We start from the raw sequence: 24,063 nt of genomic DNA on the forward strand, positions 1-24,063 counted from the left end.
TAGCTTCGCTTGGTGAACGCGGGGGCTGGGATAGGTGAACGCGAGCGCACCACACGGTTACGGCCCCGCGCCTGGACCGAGCTGCTGCTGGTACTCGGGCTGTTCCTGGCGTACAAGATCGGGCGGCTCGCCGTCGACGGCCGCGTGGGCGCCGCCTTCGCCGACGCCGACCTGATCTGGCAGATCGAACGGGCGCTGCGCCTGCCGGACGAGGACTCCGTCCAGCACGTGCTGCTCAGCGCCGAGGCCCTCGTGCGGGCCGCGAACGTCTTCTACGCCGTCGTGCACTTCCCCGCCACGATCGCGTTCCTGGTCTTCATGTACTGGTTCCGGCCCGAACACTACATTCGGTTCCGGCGGATCCTGGCCTGGCTCACCGCGATCGGGCTGGCGATCCACTTCGTGTTCCCGCTCGCGCCGCCGCGGATGATCAGGGGCCTCGGCCTGATCGACACCGCCGCCGCCTACGGCCCGTCGGTCTACGGCCCGCCGCAGACCGACACGTTGAGCAACCAGTACGCGGCCATGCCGTCGCTGCACGTCGGCTGGGCGCTCGTCATCGCGGCCGGGCTCATCCACGCGACCCGGAGCCGATGGCGCTGGCTGTGGCTGGCCCATCCGCTCGTCACCATGCTCGTCGTCGCCGGCACCGCCAACCACTACTGGCTCGACGGCGTGGTCGCCGCCATCCTGGTGGGCGTCCTGCTCGTGGCCACCAGCCGGCAGGAGCACCCGTCCCCCTCCGTGCCGGTGCAGGTGCGCCGCACCGGAGACGGGACGCGGGAGGCGGTCGTGAACACCGCCGCGGTGATCGTCCACACGGCCGAGGGCGGCGTGCAACCGGCGAAGCCGTAAAGCCGACGTGAACGGCGCGCCGGTGGCGCCGATGCGGTATCAAGGTCGCGTGGATTGGAACCTACGCACCTGCGCGCGCCGCGGACACGTGACCTACGCACCCACCGAGGACATGTTCCGCGAGAAGCTGCACGCCACCACCCCGGTCGGCCCCGCGTGGCGCTGCCTGCGGTGCGGGGACTTCGTCATCGGCGAGCCGCAGCGGACCGGCCCCGCCGAGCGGGCGCCGATCGTGCTGCGCGGCCGCGCCCTGCGCGACGCGCTGATCCTGCGGCTGCTGTCCCTCGAGCGGTTCATCAAGGGCCTGCTCTGCCTCGCCGCCGCATACGGCGTGTTCCGCTTCCGCAGCCACCGCGACGGCGTCGAGCGGGCCTTCAACGAGGACCTGCCGCTGCTCAAGCCGTTCATGGACAAGGTCGGCTGGAAGTTCGAGGACTCCGCGATGATCCACACCATCCGGACCGTCATCGAGGCCGAGTCCAAGACCCTGCTCTGGGTCGCCGCCGGCCTGGCGCTCTACGGCACGTTGCAACTCGTCGAGGGCGTCGGCCTGTGGCTGCTCAAGCGCTGGGGCGAGTACTTCGCCGTCGTCGCCACCTCGCTCGGCCTGCCGATCGAGATCTACGAGATCATGGAGAAGATCACCGTCACCCGGGTCGGCGCGCTGGTGATCAACATCGCGGCGGTGCTGTACATCCTGCTCTCCAAGCGGCTCTTCGGCCTGCGCGGCGGGCACGCCGCGTACGAGGCCGAGCGCCACGAGACGAGCTTCCTGGAGGTGGAGCTCGCCGCCAGCGAGCCGACTCTGCCCAGGGGCCTGCGCAACCCGAAGGTGCCCGCCGGCATCCGGTGACACAACCGTCATGGAAACTGCCACTGGCGGGAGACGTGACGGCGTCGTATAGTTGAACGCGAGACCGGCATCTTCCCCCGTGGATGCCGGTCTTCTTATTGTTCTGACGCCGACGGCACCTCGGTGCCGACGTTCTTGCGGATCGTGCGGATCGCGTTCAGGTTGTGCTCGCGCGCGCACGCCTCCAGCACTCCCGCGTCGTCCTCGCCCCGCTCCAGCCGGTCCAGCAGCGCGTCGTGCTCGTCCACGGCCGTCGACAGCCGCAGCGCCGGGTAGAGCGTCATGAGCACCCGGGACGCGTCGATGCGGTCCCAGATCCCGTCCAGCGACTCGATCACGTAGCGGTTGCCGCAGCAGCGGTACAGCGCCCGGTGGAACCGGCGGTGCAGCAGCATCACCGCCCCGTGGTCCATCTGCTCCGTCGACGCGGCCTCCCGCAGCGAGGCGTTGAGCCCCCGCGCCTCCGCCAGATCCGGGGGCGTGATCCGCGGCGCGGCCGCCGCGAACGCGAAGCCGTCCAGCAGCGCCAGCATCTCGACGAGTTGCTCCCACTCGTCGTCCTGCAGCTTCGCCACCCGGGCGCCGACGTTGCGCTCGAAGTGGACCAGGCCCTCCGCCTCCAGCCGGCGGATGGCCTCGCGCACCGGCACCGGGCTGATGTCCAGCTCCCGGGCAAGGCTGCTCAGCACGAGCCGGTGCCCCGGCCCGTATCGCCCGTCGACGATGCGTTCACGGATCTCGCGGTACGCGATCTCGTGCTTGGAGGGCTCAGGGTGCACGTGCACATCCGCTCTTGACAGGGTCCGGGCGGGCCCACAATCATATACGATGCGCATCATATACGATCGCCGATCCGTTACCGGTGGTGCGGCCGAGGTGAACGGGGGCGGCCGCACCACCGATGACGGATCGGCGCACGCTCGATCGATCACGCCGAGTCAGCATGCCAAGGCCCCGCTCCCGGCGGGATAGCGGGCGGTGCTGCGTGGTGAGACGGTCCCGCCGCGCCGCGCGGAAAGCACCCCCTGTGCGTACGCTGGCAGTGATGGGCGACACCCCGGCCGAACCGTTCTTCGGCGACACGGAGGTCAGCCGCGACCTGGCGGCGGTCGACTGGGCGGCGACCCCGCTCGGGCCGCCGGCGTCGTGGCCGCAGAGCCTGCGCTCGGTGGTGCGCATCCTGCTCGGTTCACGCTTCTCGATGTGGATGGCGTGGGGCCCGGAGCTGACGTTCCTGTGCAACGACGCCTACCGCCGCGACACGCTGGGCAAGAAGTACCCGTGGGCGCTGGGCCGCCCGTCGGCGGAGGTGTGGGCCGAGGCGTGGGACGAGGCCGGGCCACGCATCCGCACCGTGCTGGAGACCGGCCAGGCCACCTGGGACGAGGGCCTGCGGCTGTTCCTGGGCCGCAGCGGGTACACCGAGGAGACCTACCACACCTTCTCCTACAGCCCGCTCACCGACGACGACGGCGCGATCGCCGGCATGCTCTGCGTGGTCAGCGAGGACACCGACCGCGTCGTCGCCGAGCGCCGCATGGCCACCCTGCGCGACCTGAGCTCCGACCTCGGCGCGACCCAGAGCGAGGCGGAGCTGTTCGCGGCCGTGGCCCGGCACCTGGGCGACCGCCCCGACGACCTGCCGTTCACCCTCACCTACCTCTTCGACGGCGACGACACCGTGCTGGCCTGCGCGACCGGCGTCCCGGCCGGACACCCGTGCGCCGACCCGGCCGTGTGGCCGGTCACCGACGGCGCCCCGCTCACCATCGGCGGCCTGACCGGGCTGCCCACCGGCGCCTGGGACGAGCCGCCGACGCAGGCGCGGCTGGTGGCGCTGCCGCAGCCGGGCGAGGGCCGGCCGTACGGCTTCCTCGTCGCCGGCCTCAACCGGTACCGCCCCTTCGACGACGCCTACGCCGGCTTCGTCGACCTCGTCGCCGGGCAGATCGCCGCCCGGCTGGCCACCGCCCGCGCCTACGCGGCGCAGCGGCGCCGCGCCGAGAGCCTGGCCGAGGTCGACCGGGCCAAGACGGCGTTCTTCACCAACGTCAGCCACGAGTTCCGCACCCCGTTGACGCTGCTGCTCGGCCCGGCCGAGGACGCGCTCGCCGAGCAGGCCGAGCCGCTGGGCACCGCCCAGCGGGCCCGGATCGAGGTGGTACGCCGCAACGCCGAGCGCCTGCTGAAGCTGGTCAACACGCTGCTGGACTTCTCGCAGCTGGAGTCGGGCCGGCTGGAGCCGCGGCTGGAGCCGCTCGACCTGTCCGAGGTCACCGCCGAGCTGGCCGGCATGTTCGCCCCGGCGGCCGAGCGGGCCGGGCTGCAGCTGATCGTCGACTGTCCGCCGCTGCCGCGGCCGGTGTACGCCGACCGCGAGATGTGGGCGAAGATCGCGCTCAACCTGCTGTCGAACGCGCTGAAGTTCACGTTCGCCGGCTCGATCACGGTGCGCCTCGCCCCGGCGGGCGACGGGGTGGAGCTGAGCGTCACCGACACCGGCGTCGGTATCGAACCGGCCGACCAGGGCCGGCTCTTCGACCGCTTCCACCGCATCATGGGCGCCCGCTCGCGCACCCACGAGGGCTCCGGCATCGGCCTGGCGCTGGTCGCCGAGCTGACCGCGCTGCACGGCGGGCGGGTCGGCGTGCGCAGCCGCCCCCGGGAGGGCAGCACGTTCACGGTGCGCATCCCCTACGGCGCGGCGGAGGCGGGCGCGACGCCGCGGACCGCCGGCCGTGTCCACGCCGACACCGGGCCGCAGGTGCGCGGCTACCTGGCGGAGGTCGAGCGGTGGGTGGGCGCCCCGGCCGCCGCGCCGCCCGCGGGGCTCGGCCCGGGCGCGCCGCGAGTGCTGGTCGTCGACGACAACGACGACATGCGCGAGTACATCCGGCGCATCCTCGGCACCGACTACCGCGTGACGGAGGCCGCCGACGGCGTGCAGGCGCTGCGGATGCTGCGCGCCGACCCGCCCGACCTGGTGCTCACCGACGTGATGATGCCCAACCTCGACGGGTTCGGGCTCGTCGCCGCGCTGCGCGAGGACGAGGTCGCCGGGCACCTGCCGGTCGTCATGCTCTCGGCCCGGGCCGGCGACGAGGCGACCGTCGAGGGCCTCGACGCCGGCGCCGACGACTACCTCGTCAAGCCGTTCAGCCCGCGCGAGCTGCGCGCCCGGGTGCGGGCCAACCTGGAGTTCGACCGCATTCGCCGCACCCGCGACGAGCTGCAGCGCAACCGGGAGCTGCTCGACCAGGCGCAGCGGCTGGCCTCGGTCGGCTCGTGGGAGCTGGACCTGGCCACCGGCGACATCCGCGGCTCCGAGGAGTTCCTGCGCCAGTTCGGGGTGACCGCCGAGCAGCTGCTCGACGAGCACGGCCGCCAGGTCATCAACAGCCGGGTCCATCCCGACGACCGCGTCCGTGTCGACGCGGCCATCGACGCCGCCGTCGAGGGCGCGCCGCTGGACTACGAGTCGCGGGTCCTCATGGCCGACGGCGAGCTGCGGGTCTTCCGTACCATCGGCGAGCTGGAGCGCGACGCGGCCGGCCGCCCGGTCCGGCTGCGCGGCTCCAACCAGGACATCACCGAGCAGCGCCGCGCCGAGCAGGCGCTGGCATCCGCGGCCGCCGCGCAGGAGGCCGCCGCCCGCGAGCACCGCATCGCCGACCAGCTGCAGCGCAGCCTGCTGCCCCCGGTGACCCTCGCCCCGGAGCACCTCGAGGTCGCCGCGTACTACCGCCCCGGCGTGGCCGGCACCCAGGTCGGCGGCGACTGGTACGACGTCATCGAGCTCGGCGCCGACCGCACCGCGCTCGTCATGGGCGACGTCATGGGCCGGGGCGTGCCCGCCGCCGCGGTCATGGGCCAGCTGCGCGCCGCGGTGCGCGCCTACGCCCGGCTCGACCTGCCCCCGGCCGACGTGCTCGAGTACCTCGACGGCGTCGTGCGGGACCTGCGGGAGGACCAGATCGTCACCTGCGTCTACGCGGTGTACGACCCCGGGGAGCGCAGCCTCACGTACGCCAACGCCGGCCACCTGCCGCCCCTGCTCCTGCTGCCGGGCGCCGAGCCGCGCCAGCTCACCTCGTCCGGCCCGCCGCTGGGCACGGGCCCGCTGACCCTCGCCGAGGAGCGCGTCGAGCTGCCCGTCGGGGCGCTGCTCACGCTGTACACCGACGGCCTGGTCGAGCACCGCGACCGCGACCTCGACAGCGGCATCCTCACCCTCGCGAGCCTGGTCGGCGACATCGCGGGCCCCCTCGCCGAGGTCCCGGACCGCTTGGTCGCGCTCCTGCTGCCCGACGGACCCGACGACGACATCACGCTGCTGCTGACCCGGGTCGTCGGCGAGCCCGGCGACGAGCAGTCGGTCATCCACCGCATCCCGGCCCAGGAGCGCGCGGTGCGCGACGCCCGCCGCGTGGTCGACACCACCCTGCGGCGCTGGCACGCCCCGCCGCGGGTGGTCGACGACCTGGTCCTCGTGGTCAGCGAGCTGACCGCGAACGCCGTGCTGCACGGCCGCCCACCGATCCAGCTCCGGCTGCGCCGCACCACGACGCACGTGGTACTCGAACTGCACGACACGGCCCCGTACCTGCCACGGAAACAACGCCCCACCCCGGACGACGAACACGGCCGCGGCCTGCAGCTGGTCTCATCCCTGTGCGACCGCTGGGGCACCCGCCCAACCGCCGACGGCAAGGCGGTCTGGTGCATGCGCTCAATCTGACCGCCGGCTAGGCGCCGTCGGCGAGGTGGGCGAGGATCGCGGCGCGGGTGGGCCGGCGGTCGATCTCCATGAAGCGTTGCGGCCGGCGAGGGGCTCGAAGCCGCTGCGGCGGTACACCTCGTGGGCGTCGCGGGTGGCCAGCAGCAGGCGCAGGACGCCGGCGGCGGTGAAGTCCTCGACCATGGCGTCGACGAGCCAGCCGCCGAGGCCGCGGCCCCGGTGCGCGCGGTCGACGTACACGTCGCAGATCCACACGAAGGTGGCGCCGTCGGTGACCGCGCGGGCGAAGGCGACCTGGTCGGGGCCGGCGAGGATCGTGTACGGCACCGAGCCCTCGATCGACCTCGCCACGACCTCATAATCGCGCCCGGCCGCCCAGTACGAGTCCTCGGACAGCCACCGGTGCACGACGGCCTTGTCAACCCGGGCCGGGTCGGTGGTCAGCAGATACCCGTCACGTACGCGTTCGCTCACGTGCGGCAGCGTATCCACCGCGCCCCGGACCGTCGCGGTCCAAAGTTCGATCAGCGGACCGGGTCCCGAACGGTCAGGCCAGCCACGCCCGGGTCATGGCCTGCGTTTCGGTACCGTCGACGTCGGCGAGCTTGCGGGCGAGGTACCGGGCCGCGTGCGCGCTCGTCGGGATGCGAAACGGCGGCGCCTCGGCGGTCAGCGCGGCCACGATCACGGCGGCGACCTCGGCCGCGGTCTGCGCGCCTTCCACCGCGCCCGAGGCGACGAAGCGGCGGTAGGCGCGAAACGCGTCCGCGTAGGGGCCGGCCGAGGCCAGCAGGGCGGCCGGGTCCAGCGGCGAGGACGCCACGAACGCGGTGTCCAGGACCGCGGCGGGCTCGACGATGCAGATCGTGACGCCGACGGCGGCCGCGGTCGGGGCGAGCGCCTCCAGGTAGCCCTCGACGGCGAACTTCGCCGCCGAGTAGGCCTCGTTGAACGGCTGGCCGATCACGCCGCGGACGCTGCCGACGGTCACGACCCGGCCCCGCGTGGCCCGCAGGTGTGGCAGCGCGGCCCGCGTGACGGCCAGGACGCCGAAGAGGTTCACCTCCAGGTTGGCACGGATCGCGTCCAGGGACGCCCGCTCCAGGGTGAAGGCGTTGTTGGCGATGCCCGCGTTGTTGACGACGGCGTCGAGGCGGCCGTGTGCGGCGAGCACCGCCCCGACGCAGGCGGCGACCGAGTCCGGGTCGGTGACGTCGAGCTCGCGCACGTCGACGCCGTCGAGATCGGTGGGCTTGCGCATGCCGGCGACGACGGTGAACCCGGCCGCCGCGGCGGCCAGCGCGGTGGCCCGGCCGATGCCGGTCGAGGCGCCGGTGACCAGGACGACGGGGTCAGGCTGCGGTGTACGGGACATACTCGCGCTCCAGCATCGGCTGCACCGGGGCCAGCGGCAGGTACGCGGACAGGCCGATGACGGTACCGCCGAGCATGGTGGCGGTCACCGCGGTGCGGATGTCCATCGCGTGCGACAGCGCCGTGACGACGAGCCCGCCGGTGAGGGCGCTCAGCGGGATGACGCCCCACGTGACGGTGCGGTACGCGGCGTAGATGACGGCCTGGTCGGCGACCGGCATCCGGGCCTGGCGCACCGACTGGCTGCAGATGTTGTACCAGGCGAAGAAGAACATGTACGCGGCCAGCGTGGCGGCGAGCACGACCGCCGGCGCGCCCAGGCCCATCGCCAGGATGCCCAGGCCGCAGGCCGAGTGTGCGGGCATCGCCCAGGACATCATCCGGGCCGGGCCGAGCCGCCGGCTGACCGCGGGGGCGACCAGGGCGCCGGCGACCGCGCCGGCCGCGCCGACGGTCATGACGGTGCCGAAGACGCCGACGCTCAACCCCCAGCCGTTGTACGCCAGGACGGGCAGCTGCGTGACGAAGACCGGGCCGCCGATGTTGGCCAGCAGGGTGCCCGCCGTGCAGCGGCGCAGCACCGGGTCGCGCCAGTTCGCGCGGACGCCGACCAGCAGCCGCTCGCGCAGCGAGCCGGTCGGGCCACCGAGCGCGCCGAGCGGGCGCATGGCCCGGATGCAGGCCGCGGAGAACAGGTAGCTGGCCGCGTCGACGAGCAGCCCGGCGGCCCCGAGCAGCTGGTAGAGGCCGCTGCCCAGGGCCGGGCCGCTGACCTCGGCGGTCATCCGGCTCGTCTCCAGGCGGGAGTTACCGGCCACCAGCCGGTCCCGCTCGACGATATGGGTGAGCGCCGGCACGTACCCGATGTTGAAGAAGACCGTGGCGGCGCTGATGACCACGACGCAGCAGAACAGCATCGGCACGGACAGCACGCCGCGCCAGTAGGCGACCGGGATGACCGCGACGGCGGCGCAGCGCAGCACGTCGCAGGCGATGAGCAGCCGGCGCAGGTCCCACCGGTCGACGAGCACGCCGGCGACCAGCGACAGCACCGGGATCGCGAGGTACTGCGCGGTGGAGACCAGCCCGACCTGCAGCGGCGAGGCGTGCATGGCGAAGATGAGCAGCGCCGGCACCACGAACAGCGTGACGCGGTCGCCGGCGTTGCTCACCGTCTGCCCGGCCCACAACAGGTTGAACTGCCGGCCGAGGGAGGCCCGGGCGATGGTCGTGGTCATCGCGGGCGGCGGACCACGAGGTTGGGGACCTTGCCGGTGCGCTCGTTGCCGATGAGCGCCGGCACGACGCTGACCTCGAGCGCGTCGGCGTTGCGCTGGAACACGATCGACGGCCCGAACGCCGAGCCCAGCAGGTGGCGGTGCACGGCGTCGGCGAGCCCGGTGTCCGCGGCGCCCGTTGGGAGCACCAGGACCTCCAGGACGCTGCCGCGGTCGTCGAACTCCTTCACCACCAGCTGGGCGCGCGCCACTCCGGGCAGGGTGCCGACGTCGCGGACCAGGTCGTCGACGTTGACGAGGTGGCCGCGAAACTTGATGAGGCCGTCGCGGCGGCCGAGCACCTGGAACGCCCGGCCGGGGCGGCCGCACGGGCAGGTGACGAACCGGCCGGCGTCGCCGGTGCGGTACCGCAGCACGGGGTTGAGCCCGTGCGGGTCGAGCGTGGTGAAGTCGAGCATCTCGTCGTCAGCGGCACAGACCAGCTGCGAGGGCAGGGGGTGCCAGGTGTCGGCCGGGCAGTCGGGGGTGTTCGTGGCCACGACCCACGTCTCGGTGCTGCCGAACATGCCCCAGCGCCGGGCGTTGGGCGCGACCGCGGCGAGGTCCTCGTCGAGCTGGTCGCTCCAGGCCTCGCCGAGGAACAGCACGGCGCGCAGGTCGGGCAGCTTGACGCCGGCGTCGCGGGCGTGGCCGAAGATGAGCCGCAGCACGCTCGGGGTGCCGCCGAACGCGGTGACCTTCCGCGCGGCGAAGAACGCCAGCCACGGGTCGTACTCGTCGCGGGTCATCGCGCCGAGGTTCATCGCGGTGCAGTGCACGTGGTCGGTGTAGGCGTTGACGAGGAAGTGCGCGCCCCACATCTTGCCGGCGCTCCACCCGTTGACGAACACGTCCTGCGGGCCGATCGGCCGCCACTGCTCGTACACCTCGCGCATGTAGAGCCCGGTGGGCGCGTAGCCGACCTGGGGCGCGCCGGTGCTGCCGCCGCTCTGGAACACCCACGTGGTCGCGCCGGCGGCCCGCGGCTGCAGGTGCGACAGCGCCGCCTGCAGGTCGTCCTTGAGCATGGTGGGCAGCGCGGCCAGATCGTCCAGTGTGGAGGGTTCGGCGATCCCGGCGTAGCGGGGCGCGAGGGCCGGCACCGAGCGCAGCTGGGTGAGCAGGTGGCGCACCCGGGCGACCCCGGCGGTGTCGAGGCCGTCATGCGAGAACTCAGGCATTGCGGGCTTCCCTCCAGGCTGCGTGTGCCCGGCGGTACGCGCCGAACCGGGCGGCGATGAGGTCGTGCTGGACGGTCGCGTCGCCGTCCGGGTTGATGCCGATGGCGCCGTCGGTCTCGATCTCCGACAGCCAGAACCGGGTGCCGTCGTGCAGGAAGTCGACGCAGAAGTACGGCGTGGGGATCCGTTCGGTGAAGTAGTCGACGGTCGCGGCGAGCTCGCCGGGCAGCGGCGCGAACCGCATGCTGCCGCCACGGCTGCGGCTGGAGCACGGCGCGTCGCCGGTGGGGCTGCGCACCAGCACCGCCTCGACCCGCCCGTCGACGACGTGCAGGCGGTAGTCGCTCGTGCCGGCGCCGAGGTACGGCTGGCAGACCAGCGTGGTGTCGCCACCCTGCGCGAGGCTGAGCAGGCCGCGCAGGTCCTCGACCGAGCGGGCCAGGCACACGCCCCAGCCCGACGCCCAGCCGGCCGGCTTCACGATCGCCGGGAACGTCAGCCCGTCGAGCGCCGGCTCGTACAGGCGGTGCTGGACGTCGCGCCCGCAGCCGATGCGCACGGTCGGGATCGGCGGGATCGGCGAGCCGGAAAGGAACAGGTTGGTGGCGAGCTTGTCGTTGACGATCGCCGACAGCCACGGCGGGATCGGCAGGTAGAAGCCGGCGTGCTCGAGCACGGCGTAGACCGCGTACTGGTTGAACACGTCCATGGTGTGGTACGGCAGGGAGTACAGCGCCGTGATGAACGCCGTGTCGTCGGGCGACACCTCCTCGGCGTCGACGTAGACGCGGGGCCGGCCGGCCCGCAGCCCGTCGACGGCGATCGCGTCGGGCGCGTGGATGGTGAAGGACATGCCCAGCTCCGCGGCGACCTTCTGGTAGGCGTCCCAGAACACCCGCCGCCACAGCGCCCCCTGCCGCGCCGACTCGCGGTCCGGGAACACCCAGCAGATGCGTTGCAGCGTCTCGCTCATCGCTCTCCTCGCTGTCTTGGCAGGGCCGCGCTCTGCCCGCGGAACTCGGCGACCACCTCGCCGCCGGCGGTCCGCACGGTCACGTCGTAGATCCCGCACGCGCCGGCGGCGGCCCGCTCGGCCGCGACGGCGGTCAGCTCGGCCCCGATCGGCACAGGCCGCAGGAAGACGATCTGCGCCGCCTGGGCGAGTGCGATCCGGCCCTGGTTGCACGCGTAGGCGAACGCGGTGTCGGCGAGCAGGAACACGTACCCGCCGTGGGCGATGCCGTGCAGGTTGGCCATGTCGGCGGTGACCTTCATCCGGGCCGTCGCCCGGCCCGGGGTCACCAGCTCGACCTCGATGCCGTGGGCCTGCACGACCCGGTCGATGCTGCTCGTCACGCCGGCTCACCTCCGCCTGCGGAGGCTGCCGCAGCCGGCTGCGGATCGGCCACGGATCCGGTGGCGGGGGGCGTACCGCGATCGTGCGGCGGATCCGTGGCGGCGCCCGGGACACTGCCCTGCACCCATCGACGAGCAGGGGGTTGGGCATGCTGCGACGAATGTGCTGGCTGTTTCCGGACCGGGAGTCCAGCCGGACCTCGGCGACCTGGAACGCGGCGTTCTGGCAGACCTATGCCGAGGTCGCCAAGGAGCTGGACCTGTCCTGGGAGCGGGTGACCCCGGAGTCGGTCGCCGTGGACGCCCTGGACCCGGCGCGCCCGCGGGTGCGCATCGACGGCGCGCCGGTGTCGCCGGAGGACACGCTGTTCATCACCTCGCTGTACTCGCTGCCGTACCAGGCCGCGGACGTGTTCAACCAGCTGGCGCTCTACGCGGTGCTCGAGCAGGCGGGCTTCTACCTGCCGCACCCGACGTCGCTGGCCACGCTGTGCAACGACAAGCTCGCCTCGGTGCTGTTCCTGCGCGACTGCCCGGTGCCGCCGATCCCGACGGTGCGCATCGGCTCGGGGCGCGACCTGGTCTACGACGACTACGAGGCGTCCATCGCCGCGCTGCCGTATCCGGCGCTGGCCAAGCCGTCGGGCTGGTGCGCCTCGCGCGGCATCAACCTGGCCCGCGACCCGCACGACGTGTGCGGGCTGCTCAGCCTCGCCCAGGGCGGGGACACCGCGCTGGTGTTCCAGCCGTACCTGGGCCGCTCGACCGTGGACTACCGGGTGTACCTCGTCGACGGCGAGCCGCTGGGGGTGCTGGTGCGCCGGCCCGGCGACGGGGCGCTCTACACGCAGTTCAGCACCGGCGGCTCGCTGGCGTACACGGACCTGCCCGACGAGCTGCGGCCCGCGATCGCCTACTTCCGGGACAAGCTGCCGGTGCCGTACCTGTGCGCCGACTTCCTGCACGACGGCACCCGATTCTGGCTGTCGGAGATCGAGCTGGACGGCACGATCCAGTGCCCGGACGCCCGTTCGCCGGAGGCGGTGCGCACACAGCGCGAGCTCATCGCGGCCCGGTTCGACGCCTACCGCCGCGGTCACGCGCGCCGGTTCGCGGGCACGCCGTGACGGCCGCCGAGGCGCCGGTGCGCCTGGGGCGGGAGTTCAACCTGCTGTGGGCCGGGCAGACGGTGAGCAACATCGGCGACAAGATCAGCATCTTCGTGGTACCGACGCTGATGATCCTGGTCCTGCACGCCTCGCCGTTGCAGGTCGGGCTGGTGGCCATGGCGCAGTACCTGGCGATCCCGCTGCTGAGCCTGGTGGCGGGGGCGCTGGTGGACCGGTGGGACCTGCGCCGCACGCTGATCGGCTGCGACCTGGTCCGGGCCGCGGTCATCGCGCTGGTCCCGGCCGCCTACTTCGGGGACTTCCTGTCGGTACCGCTGGTCTTCGCCGTCGTCGCCGTCGTCAACGCCACGGCGGTGTTCTTCAACGTCGGCTACACCGCCACCATCGCCTCGATCGTCGGGCCGGACGGCCGGGTCAAGGCGTACTCCCACCTGGAGGCCAGCCGCACCACCTCCGACGTGGTCGGGCCCGCCGTCGCCTCCGGCATCTACGTGCTGCTCGGCGCCGGCGCGCTGCTGGTGGACGCGGCCACGTTCCTGTTCTCCGCCGTCCAGATCCGGGCCATGAAGCCGTACGGCGGGGGCGGCGGCCGGCAGGAGTCGATGTGGCGGCGCCTGGCGCACGGGGTGCGGCTCAACTGGACCGACCCGGTGCTGCGCCGGACGCTGCAGGGCACGCTGCTGGCCAACATCGGCGGGCCGATCTTCGTGACGGTGCTGCCGATCCTGGCGTACCGCGGCCTGGGGATGTCGGTCGGGGCGCTCGGTACCGTCATGTCGGTCGCCGCCGCCGGCGCCGTGGCCGGCTCGCTGGTCGCGCAGCGGGTCAGCCGGCTGCTCGGCCCGGCCCGGCTGATCCCCTGGTCGATCTTCCTGCACTCGCTGGTCGGCCTGGGCATCCTGTTCGCCCCGGCGCTGCCGGCGGCGCTGGTGCTCGGCGCGACACTGACGCTCTACGGCATCTTCATGGTCTGGTACAACGTCAGCACCGCCGCCGTCCGCCAGGCGCGGGTGCCCTCGCGGGACCAGGCCGTGTCGCACGCCGCGTTCCGCACCATCACCTGGGGCGTGATCCCGTTCAGCGTCCTCGCCGGGGGCATCATCGTCGATGCGCTCGCCGGGCGGCTGGGCATCCTCGGCGCCTCGAAGCTGACGATGGTCGGCGGGACGCTCATCGGCACGTTGTTCGCGGCGATCCCGCTCGCCCCGCTGCACGCCCTGCTGCGCCGCGAGCGGGAGACGGCGCCGGCCCCGCAGCTGAGCGAGGTGAGCACCACATGACGAAGGTTCTGCTGGTGACCGGCGCGTCGACGGGCATCGGCCGGGAGGTCGCGACCGCCGCGGCCGCGGCCGGCTGGACGGTGGCGGCCGGGATGCGCAAGCCGTACGACCTGCCCGGCATCGACGTGCGCGAACTCGACGTCACCGACCCGGACTCGGTCGCGGCCTGCGTCGAGGGGGTCGCCGCCGACCACGGCCGGCTCGACGCCCTGGTGAACAACGCCGGCGTGGGCAACACCGTACCCACGATCGAGATGGCCGACCTGGCCGCGTTCCGGGCCAACATCGAGGTCAACTTCTTCGGCGTGGTCGCGATGACGAAGGCCGCGCTGGCGCACCTGCGGGCCTCGGGCGGGCGGGTCGTGACCCTCGGCAGCACCCGCGGCCTGGTCGGGCAGCCGTTCAACGAGGCGTACTCGGCGGCGAAGTTCGCGGTCGAGGGGTTCATGGAGAGCCTGGCGCCGGTCGCGGCCGGCCTGGGCGTCACCGTGGTGCTCGTCGAGCCCGGGCCGGTGCTGCAGACCGCGTTCGCGGCCAACACCGGGGTGACCCGCGAGTCGCTGCTGGCCTCGGCCGGCCCCTACGAGCCGGTGCTGCGCCCGTATCTGGACTGGGTCGCCCGCACCGCCTGGCCGGGCGCCCAGCCGGCGTCCGAGGTCGCCGGGATCGTCCTGGCCGCGCTGAGCGAGCCCGACCCGCCGCTGCGGGTCCTCACCAGCGACTGGGCGCGGGAGTTCGTGGGCGTCAAGCTCGCCGACGCCGACGGTACCGTGATCCGGAAGCTGGCCCGTTCCTGGCTCGCCTGAGAACGTTTCCCCCGCGCCGCTCGAACAATCGTTCGAGCGGCGCGGCTTTGTATATCCATCGATCATTACTGATGTTGAATGCCATTCCAGGGATTCTTGTCGATGCCTGGCCTGCCGGGTTTCGCGGCACTGGCGGCGAGCGTGGCAGCCTGCCACCATAGCGGGGGTTCCACGGCAAACCCACGCTTCGCCGGATTACGGCCGATCGAGGCGTATGCCGGCATAGGCCCGAACTCGCGGATGGCGCGAATCGGCGCGACGTTCCGGCCGATTCGCCCCCTCGGCCGCGCACGCACAGTGACCATCCTCCATGGGGCTTGCCCCGGCCTGTCGTCCTCGTGCACGAATAGATGCCCGATCGCGAACCGATCGGTCGCAATCGATCACACGCACACGATGTGTGTCAGCCCGAGGGAAGAGGTTCATCGATGCTCGAGATATCGCTGCTGGGGCCGACCGAGGCACGTTTATCCGGCCGTACCGTTTCCCTGTCGCCGTTGGAACGTAATGTGCTCGCCATTCTGGCGTTGTCCAGAAATGCGGTGGTGTCCACCGAGCGGATCATCGAGCTGCTGTGGGGCGACCGGCACCCGGCGGCGCCGCGCTCGCGGGTACAGGGCCTCGTCTCGGGGCTGCGGCGCAAGGTCGGCGCGGCGCTGGCCACCCGGCCGCCCGGGTACGTGCTGGAGGCCTCCGGCGCCACCACCGACCTCGACGCCATGCAGGCGCTGGTGCGCCGGGCCCGGCGGGCGACCACGGCCGCGGACACCGCCCGCGAGCTGCGCGCCGCCCTCGACCTGTGGCGCGGCGACCCGCTCGACGGCGTCACCGCGCCCGGCGCCGAGGTCGAGCGGGTACGCCTGGCCGAGCTGCGCATCGGGCTGTACGAGGAGCTGTTCGAGGCCGAGCTGGCCACCGACCCCCGCGCGGACCTCGCCGGCGTCGCGGACCTGGTCGGCGAGGTCTCGGCGCTGCTGGCGGCCAACCCGCTGCGCGAGCGCCTGGCCGGGCAGCTCATGCGGGCCCTGCTGCGCGCCGGGCGGCAGGCCGACGCGCTGCACGTGTACGAGGCGCTGCGCCACCGCCTGGCCGAGGAGCTGGGCAGCGACCCGTGCGCGGAGCTGCGCGCCCTGCACGCGGCGATCCTGCGTGGTGAGGCCCGCTCGATGGGCGCATCGATGAGCACCGCCCCGGCCCCGGACGCCTGGCTCGACGCCGTCGCCGCGTCGGCGCCCGCGGCGACGGCCGGCTCGATGGCCTCGGCCGCTGCGGTGTGGCTCGCGCACGCGCCCGACGTCGAGCCCGCCCAGCCACCCCGGTCACACACGGCGTGGCCGCCCGGCTTACCCTCCGCACCGCCCGGCGCGTTACGGCCGCCGGCCACGCTGCCGGCCAGTGTCGGGCACTTCACCGGCCGGGACGAGTCGCTCAAGGCGCTCACCGACGCGGTGACCCGCCCCGCCGACGAGCCGCGCGTCGTGCTGGTGTCCGGCCTCGGCGGGCTCGGCAAGACCGCGCTGGTGGTGAAGTGGGCGCACGGCGCGGCCGGCGACTTCCCCGACGGGCAGATCTTCGTCGACCTGCACGGCGGCGCGCTGTCGCCGATCGGCGCGCTCGGCGCCGTGCTGACCGCGCTGGGCGCCGGGCGCGACGAGCTGCCCGACGGCCTCGACGAGCGCACCGCGCAGTACCGTGCCCACCTCAACGGCCGCCGGGTGCTCATCGTCGCCGACGACGCCGGCTCGGTCGAGCAGCTGCTGCCGCTCGTGCCGCCGACCGCGGCCGGGCAGCTCGTCGTCACCAGCCGGCTGCGGCTGCCCGCGCTCGCCGCGCACCACGCGGTCGAGGTGCTGCCGATGGATCCGCTGACCGCCGAGGCGACCCGGGAGCTGCTCGAGCGCACCTCGGGGCGGGAGCTGCGCCACCACGACCCGGCCGCCGAGCGCCTCGTTCGCTGGTGCGGCGGCTACCCCCTTGCCGTGCGCACCGCCGGGCTGCGGCTGGCCGCCCGCCCGGGGCAGTCCCTCGAGTGGTTCGTCGACGAGCTCGCCGACGGAGCCGAGCCGCCGTTCGAGGGCCGCAGTGTCCCCGCCGCGCTCGCCCCGGCCCTCGACAGCGCCCGCGCCGCGCTCAGTCCCGCCGCCGCGCACCTGTTCGGCCGGCTCGGGCTGCAGCGCGGCGCCGCGATCGCCGTGGACCGCTCGATGGCCGCCACCGACCGGGCCGTGCGCCGGGTGCGGCAGCTGCTCGACGAGCTCGTGGCGGTCAACCTCCTCGCCGAGTCCGGGCCCGGTGGGTACCGCTTCCACGACCTGGTGCTGCGCTACGCCCGCGAATGCGGCGCCGAGCTCGTCGACCGCGACGCCGTGGACGAGTGGATGCGCCACCGCATGCGCGTGGGCACCGCCGTGTAGCCGATCCGCAGCCGATCTGTAGTGATCGATGCCACGCTCGTCGGACCGAACGGCCCGTCGAGCAGGTGAGGTGGCATCATCGACGCGCTCCTGAACGCCGTGACCGCCCACGCGGCGCGGCATCCGCTGCGCCCGGCGCTCGTGCACAACGGCATCACCGTCGGCTACGGACGGCTGGCCGAGGACCTGGCCGCCGTACGGCGCCGCCTCGGCGAGCGCCCCGGCACCGTGGCCGTCGAGGCCGTGCACGCCCCGGCCACGATCGCGGGGCTGCTCGGCGTGTGGGCGGCCGGCGGCACGTACTGCCCGATCGACCCCGCGTTCCCGGCCGCACGGCGGGCCGCGATGATCGAGGCCGCCCGCGCGAGCCGCGACGACGATCTGGCCTACGTGCTGTTCACCTCCGGCTCCACGGGGGCGCCGAAGCCCGTCGGCACGCCCCGGGCGGCGATCGGCACCGTGGTCCCCGCGCTGTGCGAGCTGTTCGGGCTCACAGCGGACGACCGGGTGCTGCAGTTCGCGTCGCTCAACTGGGACACCTGCTTCGAGGAGATCCTGCCGACGCTGCTGACCGGGGCGGCGGTCGTGCTCGCCGACGACGCGCACAGCGGCTCGTTCCCGCGGTTCCTGCGCGCGGTCGAGCGCGACGGCGTCACCGTGCTCGACCTGCCGACCGCGTTCTGGCACGAGCTGGTGCGCCACCTCGCCGCGGCCGGCACCGGGCTGCCGCCGTGCGTGCGGCTCGTCGTCATCGGCGGCGAGGCGGTCGCGCCGGCCCGGCTCGCCGAGTGGCGGGCCCTGCAGGCCGTGGGCACCGGGCGGGTGCGGCTGCTCAACACGTACGGCTGCACCGAGACCACGCTCATCACGCACGCGATCGACCTCGACGGCGAGGAAGCCGCCCCGATCGGCCACCCGCTGCCGCACGTGCGCGAGCGGATCGGGCCCGGCGGCGAGCTGTGGATCGCCGGCCCCGCGCTCGCCCGCGGCTACCTCGGCCGCCCGGACGAGACCGCCGGGCGCTTCGTGGAGCTCGACGGCGAGCGCTGGTTCCGCACCGGCGACCGGGTGACGCGCCGCGCCGACGGGGCGCTGCTGCACGAGGGCCGGCTCGACCGGCAGGTGAAGATCCGCGGCATCCGGGTCGACCCCGGCGAGGTCGAGGCGCGCATCGCCGAGCACCCGGGGGTGCGGGCCGTGGCGGTGGTGCCGTCCACGCTCGGCGGCCACACCGTCCTGACGGCCTACGTCGTGCTGAGCGCGGACCTGGCCGCCGGCACGGACCTCGAAGCCTTCCTCCGCGAGCGGGTGCCGGCGCATCTCGTGCCCGCGCGCATCGCCGTCGTGCCCGAACTCGCCTACACCGCGAGCGGCAAGGTCGATCGCCTTGCCACCGCATCAGCCCATCGCGCCGAGGAGGCCCTGCGTTGACCGTCGACAAGCTGATCGAGATCTACGCCGAGGTGCTGGAGACGCCCGGCATCGCCCCGGACGACGACTTCTTCGCCGCCGGCGGCGACTCGCTGCTGGCCACCCGGGTGCTCAGCGCGGTCGCCCGGGCCGGCGGCGCCGAGCTCACCTTCGAGGACTTCCGCGCCGCGCCGACCCCGGCCGGGCTGTCCGCGCTGCTGACCGCGCACGCCGGGGCGCCGCTGGGCGTGGCACCGTGAGGGTCGTCGTGGTCGGCGCGGGGCTGGCCGGGCTGACCGCCGCCACCCGGCTGGCCGCGGCCGGCGCCGACGTCACCGTGCTGGAGGCGCGGGAGCGGGTCGGCGGGCGTACCCACGGCCTCGAGATCGCCCCCGGGACGTGGGTCGACGCCGGCGCCGCCTACCTCGGCGAGCGGCACACCGCGCTGCTGGACCTGCTCGCCGATCTCGGCCTGAAGACCGTGCCGACCGCGATGGAGGGCGCCAGCCGCTTCGCCCTGGACGGCACGGACGGCACGGTCGAGCAGCGGCCGGGGCGGTTCCCGCCGCTGGCCGCCGTCGCCCTCGGTGACCTGTTCGACCGGCTGGAGGCGCTGACCCGGCGGGTCGACCCGGCCGCGCCGTGGCTCAGCGAAGGGGCCGCGGACCTCGACGCGACCACCGCGGCCCAGTGGGCGCGCGACAACCTGGCGCACCCCGACGCGCGGACGTTCTTCCCGCTGTTCCTCGGCGAGATGATGGCCGCCGCGCCCGGGGACGTCTCCGTGCTGCACATGGCGTTCTACCTGCGCTCGGGCGGCGGGCTGCGATACCTCAACGCGTTTGAGGGCGGCGCGCAGGACAGCCGCGTCGACGGCGGCGCCCACCAGGCGGCGCAGATCCTGGCCGCGCGGCTCGGCGACCGGGTCGTGCTCGGGCACCCCGTGACCGCCGTGCACCAGGACACGCACGGCGTGACCGTCGACGGGCGGTACCGCTGCGACGCCGTCGTGGTCGCCGTGCCGCCGCTGCTCGCCGACGCCATCGACTTCCGCCCCGCCCCGGCGGCGCCGCGGGCCGGGCGGGGCACGGTGCCCGGGTGCGCCGTGAAGGTACACCTCGTCTATCCGTCGCCGGCGTGGCGCGAGCACGGCCTGTCGGGCTGGTCGGTCAGCGCGGCCGGCCCGCTGACGTCCACAGTGGACGACAGTCCGGCCGGCGGCGGGGCCGGCGTGCTCACCGGGTTTGTCACCGGCGCCGACGCGCACCGCTTCGGCGCGCTCGGCGCCGCCGAGCAGCGGGCGGCCGCGACCCGGCAGGCGGCGCGGCTGTTCCCGGGGCTGCCCGAGCCGGTCGCCGTGCACGTCACCGACTGGGTCCACGAGCGCTACAGCCGCGGCTGCTACGCCGCGCTCATGGGCCCCGGCGACTGGCTCGCGACCGGGCCGCGGCTGCGGGAGCCGCACCACCGCGTGCACTGGGCCGGCACGGAGACCAGCACCGAGTTCTTCGGCCTCATGGAGGGCGCGATCCGCTCGGGCCATCGGGCGGCGAGCGAAGTCATCATTCGTCACCAACGTTGAACGAGGGTATCGCCATGAGCGACAACGCGCAGAGTCCGGTCGCCCCGCTCGCCGTCCGGGAGCGGTTCATGACCGAGCCCGGCCTCGGGGCCGGGAACTTCCTGCAGTACGCCGTCGACCACAACCCCAACCGGGCGCTGCCGATGGTGTTCAGCCACCACCCCGACCACACCGGCGGCGTGTTCCTGCGCGGCCACAGCCTGCTGGACCTGGCCGCGCTGCGCGACCGGTACGCGAAGTGGTACCACACCAACGGCGTGCGCCCCGGCGAGCCCGTCGCCGTGGTCGTCGCCGAGGGCCTGGAGCCGCTGCTGCACTTCCTGGCGCTGACCGCACTCGGCGCGATCCCGGCGATGGTCAACGACGCGATGCGCCCGGACGTCATGGTCCGCTACCTCAACCACGTCGGCGTGGTCGGCGTCGTGGCCGACGACACCACCCGGCTCGCCTCCGCCTACCGCGCCGACCCGCAGCGGCGGCCCCGGTTCCTGGCGCTCGCGGCGGAGGTGCAGGCGTTCGACGCGGCCGGGGCAGGACTGCCCGAGGTGTACCCCTTCCAGCACAAGCCCGACGACGTGGTCGCGCTCATCCACTCCTCCGGCACGACCGGTACCCCGAAGTCCACGATGCTCGCCCACCGCCAGTTCTGGAACGGCAAGCAGCCGCGCATGGTGCGCTTCCCGGCCGAGCCCTACGACCGGCTCATGTCGCTGATGCCGCACACCCACGCCGGCGGGCTGAGCTACTTCCTCACCGCGATCCTGCTGGGCCTGCCCGTCGTGGTCATGGGCGACCACCGGCGGGTCACCGTCGAGCCGGTGATGGAGGCGTTCCGCCCGACGATGGTCGCGTCGTTCCCGCGCACGTTCGTCGAACTGGCCACCGGCGAGCTGCCCGTGAAGGGCGCCGCGCGGGTCCACTCGTGGTTCAACACCGGCGACTCCGCGCACTACGGCCACATCCGGCGGCTGGTGCAGCTCGGCGAGCGCCCCGCCGGGCTGATCAAGCCGTGGCTGCTGCCCAGCGACGCGGCGGCCGAGGCGGCCCTGCCGGGCTCGCAGTTCGTCGACGGGCTCGGCTCCTCGGAGATGGGCATGGCCCTCTTCGGCGGGATCACCACCCCGGAGACGCCGCGCAACGACCGTTGCGTCGGCAAGCCGCTCGAGGTCGTCGAGCACGCCACGATCCTCGACGAGGACGGCGACGAGCTGCCGGACGGCACCGTCGGGCTGCTGGCGGTGAAGACCCCGTCGCGGACCCCCGGCTACTGGCACAACCCGCGGCTGACGGCGAGCTTCGAGCTCAACGGCTACTGGCTCACCGGCGACGTCGCCTACCGCGACGCCGAGGGCGACTTCTACCACCTCGACCGCACCGTCGACGTCATCGACACTCTCGGCGGCCCGGTGTACAGCCTGCCGATCGAGGAGGTGCTGCTGGCCGACTGCGCCGATGTGGTGCGCGACTGCTCGGTCGTCGGCGTGCCCGCCCCCGAGGGCGGCCAGCGCCCGATCGCGGTCGTGCAGCTGCAGGCCGACGCCGAGGGCTGGGGCGAGGACGCGATCCTGGAGAAGGCGAACAAGGAGCTCGCCGGGGCCGGCCTCGCCTCGCTGGCCGCGGTGCGCGTCGCCCGCGTCGCGGCCGACTTCCCGCTCGGCCCGACCGGGAAGGTCCTCAAGCGCGAGCTGCGGGCCCGGCACGCGACGCTGCTGTCCCACGGATGACCGCGTACCGCTACGTCCGCACGGCCCTGGTCGAGCCGGACTGGCGGCGGCTGCCCGGCTGGCGCGGCGTCACCGAGAGCGAGTGGCGCAGCGCCGGCTGGCAGCGGGCGCACTGCGTGAAGACCCCGGCGCAGCTGCGGGCGGTGCTCGGCTCGCTCGTCGACGAGGACTTCTACGCCGACCTCGCCGCCGACCAGTCGCGCTTCGCGACGATGTCGATGCTGCTGCCGCCGCAGATGCTCAACACGATGGTGCCAGGGTCGGTGCCCACCGCCGAGGCGCTGCGCGCCGACCCGGTCCGCCGCTACATGCTGCCGCTGGCCTCCGACCGGCACCCGCGGTGGCCCAGCCATCCGCTCGCGCAGCGCGACTCGCTGCACGAGGCCGAGATGTGGGCGGTGGAGGGGCTCACGCACCGCTACCCCACCAAGGTGCTCGCGGAGCTGGTCACGACCTGCCCGCAGTACTGCGGCCACTGCACCCGGATGGACCTGGTGGGCAACTCGACGCCGCAGGTGCTCAAGGCCCGGCTCGCGCTGAAGCCCGCGCACCGCCGCGACCTGATGCTCGACTACCTCAAGCGCACCCCGGCCGTCCGCGACGTCGTCGTCTCCGGCGGCGACGTGGCCAACGTGCCGTGGCACCAGCTGGAGTCGTTTCTGCTGCGGCTGCTCGATCTCGACTCGATCCGGGACGTGCGCCTGGCCACGAAGGCGCTCGTCGGCCTGCCCCAGCACTGGCTGCAGCCCGCGGTCGTCGACGGGGTGGCCCGGGTCGCGGCCCTGGCCCGCCGGCGCGGCGTCAACCTGGCCGTGCACACCCACGCCAACCACACGGCGTCGGTCACCCCGCTGGTCGCCGAGGCGGCCCGCGCGCTGCTGGACGCCGGAGTGCGGGACGTGCGCAACCAGGGCGTGCTGCTCGCCGGGGTCAACGACAGCGTCGCGGACCTGCTCGACCTGTGCTTCGCGCTGCAGGACGAGGCCGGCATCCTGCCGTACTACTTCTACCTCTGCGACATGATCCCGAACGCCGAGCACTGGCGGATCCCGCTGTCCGCGGCGATCGCGCTGCAGGACGGGCTGATGGGCTACCTGCCCGGGTACGCCACGCCGCGGCTGGTGTGCGACGTGCCATACGCCGGCAAGCGGTGGGTTCACCAGGCCGTCTCGTACGACCGGGAGCGCGGCGTCTCCCTCTGGACCAGCTCACGTTCTCCCTACTACGACCCGATCCACACCCTGCCCGAGGCGGGCCAGCAGTGGTGGTCCGCGCACTGAGGAGAGGCACATGTCACGCTACGACTGGGGCGACACGCACCCCGGGATCGAGAAGCTCAAGGCGGAGATCCGGCCGGCCCGCGACCGCGTCGTCGGCCACCCGCTGTACGCCGCGCTGCGGACCCACGCGGCGATCGTCACGTTCATGGAGCACCACGTGTTCGCCGTGTGGGACTTCATGTCGCTGCTCAAGTCGCTGCAGCGCAGCCTCACCTGCGTCGACGTGCCGTGGGTGCCCAGCGGCCCGACCGGCAGCCGCCGCCTCATCAACGACATCGTCCTGGTCGAGGAGAGCGACGAGCTGCGCGGCGGGTTCATCAGCCATTTCGAGTTGTACCTCGAGGGCATGACCGAGTCCGGCGCCGAGCGCTCGGCGATCGACGCGTTCATCGCCGCCCTCCGCGACGGCGTCGCGGTGCCCGACGCCCTCGTGGCCGCCGGCGCGCCCGGCCCGTCGGCGGCGTTCACGAACACCACCTGGCAGTTCATCCGGGAGGCGCCGGTGCACTGCCAGGCCGCCGCGTTCGCCTTCGGCCGCGAGGACCTCATCCCCGACATGTTCGAGCAGGTCGTCAGGGTCAACGAGCGCGGCGCCGGGCGCCTGGACACGTTCGTGGACTACCTGGCCCGGCACATCGAGGTCGACGGCGAGGAGCACACCCCGATGGCCATGCAGATGCTCGCCGACCTGTGCGGCGACGACCCGGTGAAGTGGACCGAGGCCGCCGACACCGTCAACCACGCCCTCGCCGCCCGCGCGCGGCTGTGGGACGGCATCCTGGCGGCCGTCGGGCAATAGATTG

At 73.6% G+C, this 24,063-nt stretch carries 20 protein-coding genes; 13 read left to right on the plus strand and 7 right to left on the minus strand.

The window, feature by feature from the left end:
• Positions 1-12 precede the first annotated feature (12 nt).
• Both ACGFI8_RS23885 and ACGFI8_RS23890 read left to right on the plus strand, forming a co-directional pair.
• Positions 13-855, plus strand: coding sequence for a phosphatase PAP2 family protein (locus tag ACGFI8_RS23885; RefSeq protein WP_392808034.1), 843 nt, complete (start codon positions 13-15; stop codon positions 853-855).
• 49 nt (positions 856-904) lie between these two features.
• Positions 905-1,708: a DUF2127 domain-containing protein gene (locus tag ACGFI8_RS23890; RefSeq protein WP_392808035.1), complete on the plus strand. Its 804-nt coding sequence runs from the start codon at positions 905-907 to the stop codon at positions 1,706-1,708.
• A 95-nt stretch (positions 1,709-1,803) separates the two neighbouring features.
• Here ACGFI8_RS23890 and ACGFI8_RS23895 read toward each other — a convergent pair whose 3' ends face one another.
• Positions 1,804-2,487 carry a GntR family transcriptional regulator gene (locus ACGFI8_RS23895; protein ID WP_392808036.1) on the minus strand — a complete coding sequence of 228 codons (684 nt, stop codon included), beginning with the start codon at positions 2,485-2,487 and terminating at the stop codon, positions 1,804-1,806.
• A gap of 266 nt (positions 2,488-2,753) precedes the next feature.
• Between ACGFI8_RS23895 and ACGFI8_RS23900 the strand changes: the two genes are divergently transcribed.
• Positions 2,754-6,446, plus strand: coding sequence for a SpoIIE family protein phosphatase (locus ACGFI8_RS23900; RefSeq protein ID WP_392808037.1), 3,693 nt, complete (start codon positions 2,754-2,756; stop codon positions 6,444-6,446).
• Here ACGFI8_RS23900 and ACGFI8_RS23905 read toward each other — a convergent pair.
• The 6 genes from ACGFI8_RS23905 to paaI form a co-directional block, all read right to left on the minus strand.
• Positions 6,438-6,920, minus strand: coding sequence for a GNAT family N-acetyltransferase (locus ACGFI8_RS23905; protein WP_392808039.1), 483 nt, complete (start codon positions 6,918-6,920; stop codon positions 6,438-6,440). The two genes, ACGFI8_RS23900 and ACGFI8_RS23905, sit on opposite strands and share 9 nt — an antisense overlap.
• Positions 6,921-6,993: 73 nt before the next feature.
• Positions 6,994-7,821, minus strand: a complete 828-nt coding sequence (locus ACGFI8_RS23910) for an SDR family NAD(P)-dependent oxidoreductase (protein WP_392808041.1) — start codon at positions 7,819-7,821, stop codon at positions 6,994-6,996.
• Positions 7,799-9,058: an MFS transporter gene (locus ACGFI8_RS23915; protein ID WP_392808043.1), complete on the minus strand. Its 1,260-nt coding sequence runs from the start codon at positions 9,056-9,058 to the stop codon at positions 7,799-7,801. Before ACGFI8_RS23915 ends, ACGFI8_RS23910 begins: the two co-directional genes overlap by 23 nt.
• Positions 9,055-10,278: a phenylacetate--CoA ligase family protein gene (locus ACGFI8_RS23920; protein WP_392808044.1), complete on the minus strand. Its 1,224-nt coding sequence runs from the start codon at positions 10,276-10,278 to the stop codon at positions 9,055-9,057. The genes ACGFI8_RS23915 and ACGFI8_RS23920 overlap by 4 nt, the downstream gene beginning before the upstream one ends.
• Entirely contained in the window at positions 10,271-11,251 is a 981-nt protein-coding gene (locus ACGFI8_RS23925) for a RimK family alpha-L-glutamate ligase (protein ID WP_392808046.1), read from the minus strand. The genes ACGFI8_RS23920 and ACGFI8_RS23925 overlap by 8 nt, the downstream gene beginning before the upstream one ends.
• A complete protein-coding gene (gene paaI / locus ACGFI8_RS23930) occupies positions 11,248-11,634 on the minus strand; it encodes a hydroxyphenylacetyl-CoA thioesterase PaaI (RefSeq protein WP_392808048.1) in 387 nt (128 codons plus the stop codon). Before paaI ends, ACGFI8_RS23925 begins: the two co-directional genes overlap by 4 nt.
• 149 nt (positions 11,635-11,783) lie before the next feature.
• On the opposite strand from paaI, the gene ACGFI8_RS23935 reads away from it, so the two are divergent.
• The 10 genes from ACGFI8_RS23935 to ACGFI8_RS23980 all read left to right on the plus strand — a co-directional run bounded on the left by ACGFI8_RS23935 (position 11,784) and on the right by ACGFI8_RS23980 (position 24,059).
• Complete coding sequence (locus tag ACGFI8_RS23935) at positions 11,784-12,761, plus strand: RimK family alpha-L-glutamate ligase (RefSeq protein ID WP_392808050.1); 978 nt, start codon at positions 11,784-11,786, stop codon at positions 12,759-12,761.
• Complete coding sequence (locus ACGFI8_RS23940; protein WP_392808051.1) at positions 12,758-14,044, plus strand: MFS transporter; 1,287 nt, start codon at positions 12,758-12,760, stop codon at positions 14,042-14,044. The genes ACGFI8_RS23935 and ACGFI8_RS23940 overlap by 4 nt, the downstream gene beginning before the upstream one ends.
• On the plus strand, positions 14,041-14,850 hold the full coding sequence (locus ACGFI8_RS23945) for an SDR family NAD(P)-dependent oxidoreductase (RefSeq protein ID WP_392808053.1): 810 nt from the start codon (positions 14,041-14,043) through the stop codon (positions 14,848-14,850). Before ACGFI8_RS23940 ends, ACGFI8_RS23945 begins: the two co-directional genes overlap by 4 nt.
• Before the next feature lie 428 nt (positions 14,851-15,278).
• Positions 15,279-17,264 (plus strand): BTAD domain-containing putative transcriptional regulator, encoded by a 1,986-nt coding sequence (locus ACGFI8_RS23950; RefSeq protein ID WP_392808055.1) that lies wholly within the window; start codon positions 15,279-15,281, stop codon positions 17,262-17,264.
• Positions 17,265-17,363: 99 nt separating this feature from the next.
• Positions 17,364-18,695, plus strand: a complete 1,332-nt coding sequence (locus ACGFI8_RS23955; RefSeq protein WP_392808057.1) for an amino acid adenylation domain-containing protein — start codon at positions 17,364-17,366, stop codon at positions 18,693-18,695.
• A complete protein-coding gene (locus tag ACGFI8_RS23960; protein WP_392808059.1) occupies positions 18,692-18,934 on the plus strand; it encodes an acyl carrier protein in 243 nt (80 codons plus the stop codon). The genes ACGFI8_RS23955 and ACGFI8_RS23960 overlap by 4 nt, the downstream gene beginning before the upstream one ends.
• Positions 18,931-20,256 (plus strand): flavin monoamine oxidase family protein, encoded by a 1,326-nt coding sequence (locus ACGFI8_RS23965; RefSeq protein ID WP_392808060.1) that lies wholly within the window; start codon positions 18,931-18,933, stop codon positions 20,254-20,256. The genes ACGFI8_RS23960 and ACGFI8_RS23965 overlap by 4 nt, the downstream gene beginning before the upstream one ends.
• A gap of 14 nt (positions 20,257-20,270) precedes the next feature.
• Positions 20,271-21,980: a class I adenylate-forming enzyme family protein gene (locus ACGFI8_RS23970; protein ID WP_392808062.1), complete on the plus strand. Its 1,710-nt coding sequence runs from the start codon at positions 20,271-20,273 to the stop codon at positions 21,978-21,980.
• The gene (locus ACGFI8_RS23975) at positions 21,977-23,260 is read left to right on the plus strand and encodes a KamA family radical SAM protein (RefSeq protein ID WP_392808063.1); all 1,284 of its coding nucleotides are present in this window, start codon (positions 21,977-21,979) and stop codon (positions 23,258-23,260) included. Before ACGFI8_RS23970 ends, ACGFI8_RS23975 begins: the two co-directional genes overlap by 4 nt.
• 10 nt (positions 23,261-23,270) lie before the next feature.
• A complete protein-coding gene (locus ACGFI8_RS23980) occupies positions 23,271-24,059 on the plus strand; it encodes a DUF3050 domain-containing protein (protein ID WP_392808064.1) in 789 nt (262 codons plus the stop codon).
• Positions 24,060-24,063 lie beyond the last annotated feature (4 nt).

The organism is Dactylosporangium sp. NPDC048998, assembly GCF_043197855.1.
Lineage (GTDB): Bacteria > Actinomycetota > Actinomycetes > Mycobacteriales > Micromonosporaceae > Dactylosporangium.

Coding starts and splice junctions, on each gene's coding strand:
- ACGFI8_RS23925 (WP_392808046.1), bottom strand. CDS start 11,251: ATGAGCGAGACGCTGCAACGCATCTGCTGGGTGTTCCCGGACCGCGAG.
- ACGFI8_RS23920 (WP_392808044.1), bottom strand. CDS start 10,278: ATGCCTGAGTTCTCGCATGACGGCCTCGACACCGCCGGGGTCGCCCGG.
- ACGFI8_RS23915 (WP_392808043.1), bottom strand. CDS start 9,058: ATGACCACGACCATCGCCCGGGCCTCCCTCGGCCGGCAGTTCAACCTG.
- ACGFI8_RS23970 (WP_392808062.1), top strand. CDS start 20,271: ATGAGCGACAACGCGCAGAGTCCGGTCGCCCCGCTCGCCGTCCGGGAG.
- ACGFI8_RS23900 (WP_392808037.1), top strand. CDS start 2,754: ATGGGCGACACCCCGGCCGAACCGTTCTTCGGCGACACGGAGGTCAGC.
- ACGFI8_RS23975 (WP_392808063.1), top strand. CDS start 21,977: ATGACCGCGTACCGCTACGTCCGCACGGCCCTGGTCGAGCCGGACTGG.
- ACGFI8_RS23910 (WP_392808041.1), bottom strand. CDS start 7,821: ATGTCCCGTACACCGCAGCCTGACCCCGTCGTCCTGGTCACCGGCGCC.
- ACGFI8_RS23980 (WP_392808064.1), top strand. CDS start 23,271: ATGTCACGCTACGACTGGGGCGACACGCACCCCGGGATCGAGAAGCTC.
- ACGFI8_RS23935 (WP_392808050.1), top strand. CDS start 11,784: ATGCTGCGACGAATGTGCTGGCTGTTTCCGGACCGGGAGTCCAGCCGG.
- ACGFI8_RS23950 (WP_392808055.1), top strand. CDS start 15,279: ATGCTCGAGATATCGCTGCTGGGGCCGACCGAGGCACGTTTATCCGGC.
- ACGFI8_RS23945 (WP_392808053.1), top strand. CDS start 14,041: ATGACGAAGGTTCTGCTGGTGACCGGCGCGTCGACGGGCATCGGCCGG.